A 6,991-nucleotide genomic window follows, 5' to 3' on the forward strand; every position below is an offset into this window, starting at 1 on the left:
GTTACAAACCCTTTTGTTGTAATATTTTGTGTCCATGGCAAAAACAGAAAAAGAAACATCCCAATCAAAGTCCAAAGAAGAATCTGGATTCTCTTCCTGCTTTCATCCTTTGGGATGGTCATTCCTATGCTCTTGAAATCTTCAAAAGACACATTCTCTGAAATTTTATTTTTAGAAATTCCTAACATCGCTCTTTAAATTAAATTTCATTGGATTTTGCAAATACCTCGCTGCTACCATCAAATAAAACCTTACCTCGATCCAATTGGATCACTCGAGGAAACTTCTTAATCGTTTCGATATCTTCGGAAATCATCATGACTGTCCATGGCCCATTTAGGATATATTCCACAATCCTTTCTTTCTCCTTCGGTTCAAAATAAGAAATCATATCTTCCAATAGCAATGCCTTTGGATGGCCTACCAAGCACCTTGCCAATACAATCCTGCTAATAATGGATTTGCTCAATCCCTGACCTTCAGGCATCAATACGGTATCCCAATCTTCAGGCAGTTTATAAATAAAATCCTTGAGCCCTACCATTTCCAAAATTTCCTTTACCTGGGTATCATCCACCTTCTTTTTCAAGGTAATATTTTCATAGATGGAACTGTGGAAAATGGATTGATGTGAAAGACTATCTCCAATATAACTCCTAAGCCGGTCAAGATTCATAGTATCGATAGGAAGTCCATTGATGATTATCCTACCCCGATAATCAGAAAACAGTCCTGAAATAAGGTACATGAGGGTACTTTTGCCACTACCGCTTTTTCCGGTCAAGATTACTTTTTCTCCTGTATTAAGGTCAAAATTCAGGTTATCTATGATTTCAAAAGAAGCGTCTTTGGATTTAAAGCTAAGGTTTCTGACCTCAAATTGGAGACTTTCATTATTGGTAGTCAATGACTTCTCTGTTCCCTCCTGTCTTTCTATTGGCATGTCCATGATTTGACCGATCTTTTCGGTAGCAGTCAAAGTATCATATACCACATCAAGAGATAAGATCAGTTTTTCGACAGAACTCACGATCAAAATGATAATCACCTCCGCAGCCACAAACTGACCAATACTGATCTGATTGTCAATCAGCAAAAGACTGCCCACGATCAACAATGTCGTCACAATCAAGGCTTTGAAAGCAATCATGACTTTGTATTGGAACACCAAAACAGCAAAGTGTTTGTTTCTGAATTCTACATAAGCTGTCAACAACTTATCAATTGTATAAAAAGGCAGATTAGAATTACCGGCCAATTTGAATGTGCCCAATGTCCTGCCTATTTCTTCCAGCCAATAAGCTGTTTTGTATTTAAGCGTAGAGACTTTAAGGTTGGTTTCCATCCCCTTTGGACTGGTGAAATAGAAAATCAAAACCACCAGGGAAATCAAGATCAAACTGAAAATCAGAAAAAACACATTATACAAAGCCAAGAGAATCATCCCGAAGAAAATCTGTACCATCGAAAACGAGAAGTCGATAAGGATCTTCGACATCCCTTTTTGAAGATTTACGGCATCAAAAAACCTATTTACAAGCTCAGGGGGATATTGCCCATGTAATTCGTCCATTTTGAGTCTTGGCAGACGATATGCAAATGCAAAACCTGTTTTGGTAAATATCCGCTGCTCTAATTTTTCAGTAAGATATAATTGGGAAATCTGGAGAAAACCTCCAAATGCAATCCCCAGAGCAACTACCAAAACCATAATTAGCCAAGCAGTGCTGACCCTTCCTCCCAAAACAAAATTGACAATGGCTTGGATCCCCAAAGGATAAATCAAAGAAACCGCACCGTTCAATATGGAATAAAAGTAGATGGAATAAACCTCTTTCTTTTCTTCATTGAGGAGTTTAAAGAACCTTTTTAAAGGAGTAAGAGCGTAATCAATTTTCATTTTGTATGGTTTTGAAAACTAAGTTATTGAAAAAATCAATCCTTCTTGTATCTCCGGGAACTTGCTCAGTCAAACCAGGCAGATGCTTAGAATAATAAGATTGAATCAGGCTTGATTCCATTACTGTAGATACCAAGGTTTTTGGGAATTCAAATTCAGGATTGATTTCCAAAATAATATCGGCAATTCTTTCGCTCAATTTGTTGAAATGGTTAAAAAAACCTTTTTGATATTCTTCATCGACCTCCTTGGTCATAAAAGCTTTGTTGGCTTCATCTGTAAGCAAATCTCTCAGAGAGATAGGATCAATAAAATCATTTTGGGTAAAAATGGGACCGTTTACCAATATTCTGATGGCAATTTCAAGCTTTTGGAATGGATCAGAAAGGTTTGCTGTCCCAAAAACAAAATTTTGCTCCAAATATCCCCAATACCAAGAATTTAAGAACAAAAGCAATTTATGCTTGTTTTCAAAGTAACGGTAAATAGCAGACTCGGTACAATCAATGCTCAGAGAAAGTTTCTTAAATGTGAATTGTTCAAATCCCAATTCATGCATTATTGAAACACTTTTTAAAATTATGTCTTTTCCCAAGTCCGAACTGAAAGGGTCCTTGAGGTAGATATCCGGATTGATTTCAACCCTTGTTTTTTTTAGAATGTTTTCCATTTGAGGTAATGACAACAATCAAAAAACGTGTAACTCTCACAAATGGTTTAAAATACTAAAAAAAAGTTTGTATTACTAACAGAAAGAAAACCTGCTTTTTTTGGTTTGGTTCATTCAAGTTACCTTTTCATGTAAGAATCTCTTACAGCTTTGAACTCAGAACCCTCTTTCCAACCTGGCCAAGCGGTACTGTTGGATAATTTCTTACCTACTTCATAGAGTAACTGTACATCTCCCAACATGGCATCATAATCCCAATTTGCAGGATCATAATTGTCTCCCGGCTTGTGGTAGACTTCGGAGTTGTATTTTGCTTCGAGCTGTTTTCCATATGGAATTCCTTTTTCCACATGATCCACACCTATGCCAATGTAAAGGGCAGGAATACCGATTTTTGCAAAATTGAAATGGTCTGACCTGTAATACCAGCCTGCGGAGGGGATGGATTCCGGGGTACTGTATCTTCCTACTTTTTCCAGCTCTACGTTTAGAATATCCTCCAATTCAGATTGCCCCATACCGATGAGTGCCACATCTTTCATTTTGCCATAAGGATTCATTCCATCAAGATTGATATTGGCCACAGTCTTTTCTTTTGGGTAAACCGGATTTTTGGAATAATAAGCGGAACCAAGCAATCCCTGTTCCTCGGCTGTCACGGTCAAAAACACCACAGACCTTTCGGGTTTTGCATCTTCTTTAAAAGCTTTTGCCATGCCTAAGAGGGAGGCCGTACCGCTTGCATTGTCCCACGCGCCATTATAAATACTGTCACCTGTTTGATCCGGTGCTCCAATTCCCAAATGGTCCCAATGTGCTGTGTAGATTATATATTCATCAGGATATTTGCTTCCGGTGATTTTGGCAATGACGTTTTTAGAAACATCATATTTGGCAGATACTTCCAAGGAAGTACTTGCTGTCAAGTTCAAAGGAACTGCCTGAAAATCTGATTTCTTGGCTTTTTCAACTAGCTCAGCCTCATCAAGTCCCGCCAAAGAAAACAACTGACCTGCGATAGGCAAAGTAATCCATCCTTCAAACATTGCCTGATAAGTCGGATTGTTACGGATATCCAAAGAAAGTCTTGAAGTGTTCCAATTATTTTGAATGACGTTGAAGCCATATCCGGCTGGTCCGGTATCATGTATGATCAAAGTTCCCAAAGCTCCTTGTTTGGCAGCTTCTTCCATTTTGTATGTCCATCGGCCATAGTAAGTCATGGTATTTCCTTTGAATAAAGAAACATCATCCGTACCAAAACCGGGATCGTTGACTAAAAGCACCACAATCTTTCCTTCTACATTTATATTCTTGTAGTCATTCCATCCGTACTCAGGTGCCACGATTCCATATCCTGCAAAAACAAGTTCAACATTGTCAACCGTCAATAAAGAATCCGTACGCTGTGTCCAGATGACATAATCCTCCAGACCCCTCAATTCAATCGAATTGTCTTTGGATTTGATAGTCATAGTAGGCTGAGGTTTGGACAAAATAGAGACCATAGGTACTTCCTGAAAGTAACTCTCTCCGTTTCCGGGCTCTACACCAAGATCTTTATAGGCCTGTTCCAGGTATTGGACGGTTTTGGTTTCTCCTTCTGTAAAAGGCTTTCTTCCCATAAAATCATCCGAGGCCAAATTGAAAATATGAGGCTCTACGTCTTCTTTTGGAATCTTATAGGGTACTTCTTGTGGTGATTGACAAGAGATAGTCCATGCAAGAAGCATAATGGAAACAAGCAATAGATTGATTTTTTTCATTTTTCATTGGTCATATCCAAAACTAACAAAAATACCCCAATCAAACATTGATATTTAAATTCAACTCAGAAAGCTTTTGAATTCCATCCTAGAGATTGGTTAAATGCCTACAAGGTTTTAGCTTTATGGAATATTCAAATAGGTGCACCCATGAAAAAAATTTTACAGTTTTTACTCGGATTTGCGATTATCCTTGCCATAGTCTACATGCTAGGTCCAAAATCCAAAGTGGAAGACCTATCAGGAGAATATCCTACAGTTCCAACAAGGATGGGGGAACTTCAGGCATTTATCCAAGCAAAAAGTGACACCGTCATAGGATTAAAACCAGGCAATGAAGCCAAGATAGTCTGGGCTGACAGCATCAATAAGAGCAAAACGCCCTATTCGATTGTCTACATTCACGGATTTGGGGCAAGTAATATGGAAGGAAATCCTGTTCATCGTGAACTAGCAGCGCATTTTGGAGCCAATTTATATCTAGTCAGACTACCCGAACATGGAATCAGCAGACCGGATGGATTCAGACACCTGACTGCACAAAAGTTGGTAGATGAAGCCAGAGAGGCATTTATGGTTGGGAAAAGTCTTGGAGACTCAGTCATCATTGTGGGGACCTCTATGGGTGGTGCATTGTCATTGGTACTGGCTTCTGAAAGACCCGATATGAAGGCTTTGGTTCTTTATTCTCCCTGTGTCAAAGAATATGGAGATGCTTTGGAAATCTTTTTTAAACCTTGGTTATCTTACTTGGCAGAGAAATTCCAATATGAAAACGGAACCATCATCAACAACCGAGAAGGTGAAAAAGCCAAATATTGGTCTAGGGAATACCATTTGAACAGTTATCGCAGCCTCGGGATTTTGATCAGGAGTACTATGAATCCTGAAACTTTCCAAAAAATCAAGCAGCCTTTGTTTTTGGGGTATTTCTACAAAAATGAAGAAGAGCAAGACAAAGTAGTCTCCGTTCCAAAAATGTTGGAAATGTTTGATCAGGTACAGACACCTGTAGACAAAAAAATGAAAGTAGCCTTTCCTGAATCAGGAGACCATGTCATAGCTTCCAGCATTACTTCGAAAGATTGGGAAGGAGTCTTGAGAGAAACAGAAAGATTTTTGGAAGAGGTTGCAGGTATTCCAGTACCGGCAAAAGAATTGATTCTTGAAGAGAATTAAGCAAATTCCTCTATAAAGCAAAAAACCTGTGAAATCACAGGTTTTTTTATGCTTGATGGGTTGTTTTTTCAAAAGACCAAATCAAAAATCTATGAAGGTTAAGGGATGAATTTTATCAGTTCCTCTTAGGTAAAACTCCAGAGAATGTAATACCGATTGAATTGGCATTATATGTTTCACCAAATGCATCTTCATAATTCATGATGGTGTAAGTAAGACCTACCCATTTGTAAGCAAATTCAATGAATGGGCCTGAAGCATTTCCAAGAGTAAAATTATCACCGATACCACCCGCATTGAATTTTATATTGGTATGAAATGACATCCCCAAACCAAGTCTCCAAGTATCATTGAAAACATAATTTCCGCTCACATTAATTGGAATTCTGGTGAGTCTTATATGGGCATTGTCTGCTGCTGTGGTCACATATTTGATCCCTACAGAAGATCTCAGTCTGATACTCTCAAGGCTTGGAATAGCGTATTCAGCCCCAACCCCCAATGAGATTCCCTGACCTGCATTTACTCTCTGAGATTGCCCGTTGGTGAAATTGACAGTAGCGACGTCGTCCCCGCCCAATGCCAATCCTCCTTCAATTAAAAATCTTAAAGGTGTTGTATTTTGGGCAGCAACATAATTGTATAAACCGCCCGTCAATAAGAATAAAACTAAAATTGTTCTTTTCATAAATTACTGCTGTTATTGAGGAATTGAGTTAATTTAAATTTGGTTTTGGGGGTTGATTGTCAGGACACAAGTTATTGTTATACACACTTTTGATATAGAAAATGGGTCTATTGCCCGATAGAATAAAGCGAATAATGAAGTCAGATTGGGTGATTTGGTTGGGATGGGAATTGCCTCAAAGGCATTTTTTATTTTCTTCTAATAAACCAAGCATTTTTTTTGCGCTAGTCTCACTTAGTTCCACACAAAAGTGGCCTCCTCCTGAAAAGTTATTTGTGAAAACTACAATCATAACATAATAAGTTTTACCTGGCTCAAGATTTAACGGAAGCCTCACTTCGGGAGATGAAGAAATCTTACCTCGGTACTGGGCATGGATTTGATGATCACCTGCATTTACCTGATGGACTGAAAATCTACCATTGCCAACCTTACACAATAATTCATCATCCAAGTATGTAAAATAAGGTACCCCGCCATCGGGACCGGGTGGCCTCAACAAATAAACAGTTGCTGTTTCATTTTGGGCATTTAATTGAAACTGAGCTGCAAATAATACAACGAAAAAACAATAAATAATCTTCATATAACATTATAAATTTGTATCAAACTTAATTAGAAGTAATGTCAAAAAAAAGAGTGTTTCAAATAAATTTTTTACCCTTTTCAAAAAAAAAATCCTTCTCCGACTTCGAACCTCTTGCAAAGGATCTGTTGGGTGAATTTTCGCCAGTTTTGCAGCATAGATCGCAATGGCAATCGACTGGCAGTATGTTTTCCCGTCAATG

General features: G+C 38.3%; 6 protein-coding genes. 1 reads left to right on the top strand and 5 read right to left on the bottom strand.

All coding sequences use genetic code 11. The features are described from left to right. Nucleotides 1–199: 199 nt before the first annotated feature. The 3 genes from ACZFYI_RS13015 to ACZFYI_RS13025 form a co-directional block, all read right to left on the bottom strand. On the bottom strand, nt 200–1,900 hold the full coding sequence (locus tag ACZFYI_RS13015) for a peptidase domain-containing ABC transporter (protein ID WP_462524562.1): 1,701 nt from the start codon (nt 1,898–1,900) through the stop codon (nt 200–202). Then, nucleotides 1,890–2,570 (bottom strand): TetR/AcrR family transcriptional regulator, encoded by a 681-nt coding sequence (locus tag ACZFYI_RS13020; protein ID WP_462524563.1) that lies wholly within the window; start codon nt 2,568–2,570, stop codon nt 1,890–1,892. The genes ACZFYI_RS13015 and ACZFYI_RS13020 overlap by 11 nt, the downstream gene beginning before the upstream one ends. A gap of 119 nt (nt 2,571–2,689) precedes the next feature. Continuing rightward, on the bottom strand, nt 2,690–4,336 hold the full coding sequence (locus ACZFYI_RS13025) for a M28 family metallopeptidase (RefSeq protein WP_462524564.1): 1,647 nt from the start codon (nt 4,334–4,336) through the stop codon (nt 2,690–2,692). A gap of 150 nt (nt 4,337–4,486) precedes the next feature. Here ACZFYI_RS13025 and ACZFYI_RS13030 point away from each other — a divergent pair, with 150 nt between their 5' ends. Continuing rightward, the gene (locus tag ACZFYI_RS13030; RefSeq protein ID WP_462524565.1) at nt 4,487–5,515 is read left to right on the top strand and encodes an alpha/beta hydrolase; all 1,029 of its coding nucleotides are present in this window, start codon (nt 4,487–4,489) and stop codon (nt 5,513–5,515) included. Between the two features lie 115 nt (nt 5,516–5,630). On the opposite strand, the gene ACZFYI_RS13035 is transcribed toward ACZFYI_RS13030, so the two are convergent. Continuing rightward, nucleotides 5,631–6,203: a hypothetical protein gene (locus ACZFYI_RS13035; protein WP_462524566.1), complete on the bottom strand. Its 573-nt coding sequence runs from the start codon at nt 6,201–6,203 to the stop codon at nt 5,631–5,633. 175 nt (nt 6,204–6,378) lie between these two features. Beyond that, nucleotides 6,379–6,789 (bottom strand): hypothetical protein, encoded by a 411-nt coding sequence (locus tag ACZFYI_RS13040; RefSeq protein ID WP_462524567.1) that lies wholly within the window; start codon nt 6,787–6,789, stop codon nt 6,379–6,381. Nucleotides 6,790–6,991 lie beyond the last annotated feature (202 nt).

The organism is Aquiflexum sp. (genome assembly GCF_977115555.1).

What these genes read in the sequence shown, in the direction of transcription:
- ACZFYI_RS13015 (WP_462524562.1), bottom strand. Translation starts at nt 1,900, where the DNA reads ATGAAAATTGATTACGCTCTTACTCCTTTAAAAAGGTTCTTTAAACTC.
- ACZFYI_RS13020 (WP_462524563.1), bottom strand. Translation starts at nt 2,570, where the DNA reads ATGGAAAACATTCTAAAAAAAACAAGGGTTGAAATCAATCCGGATATC.
- ACZFYI_RS13025 (WP_462524564.1), bottom strand. Translation starts at nt 4,336, where the DNA reads ATGAAAAAAATCAATCTATTGCTTGTTTCCATTATGCTTCTTGCATGG.
- ACZFYI_RS13030 (WP_462524565.1), top strand. Translation starts at nt 4,487, where the DNA reads ATGAAAAAAATTTTACAGTTTTTACTCGGATTTGCGATTATCCTTGCC.
- ACZFYI_RS13035 (WP_462524566.1), bottom strand. Translation starts at nt 6,203, where the DNA reads ATGAAAAGAACAATTTTAGTTTTATTCTTATTGACGGGCGGTTTATAC.
- ACZFYI_RS13040 (WP_462524567.1), bottom strand. Translation starts at nt 6,789, where the DNA reads ATGAAGATTATTTATTGTTTTTTCGTTGTATTATTTGCAGCTCAGTTT.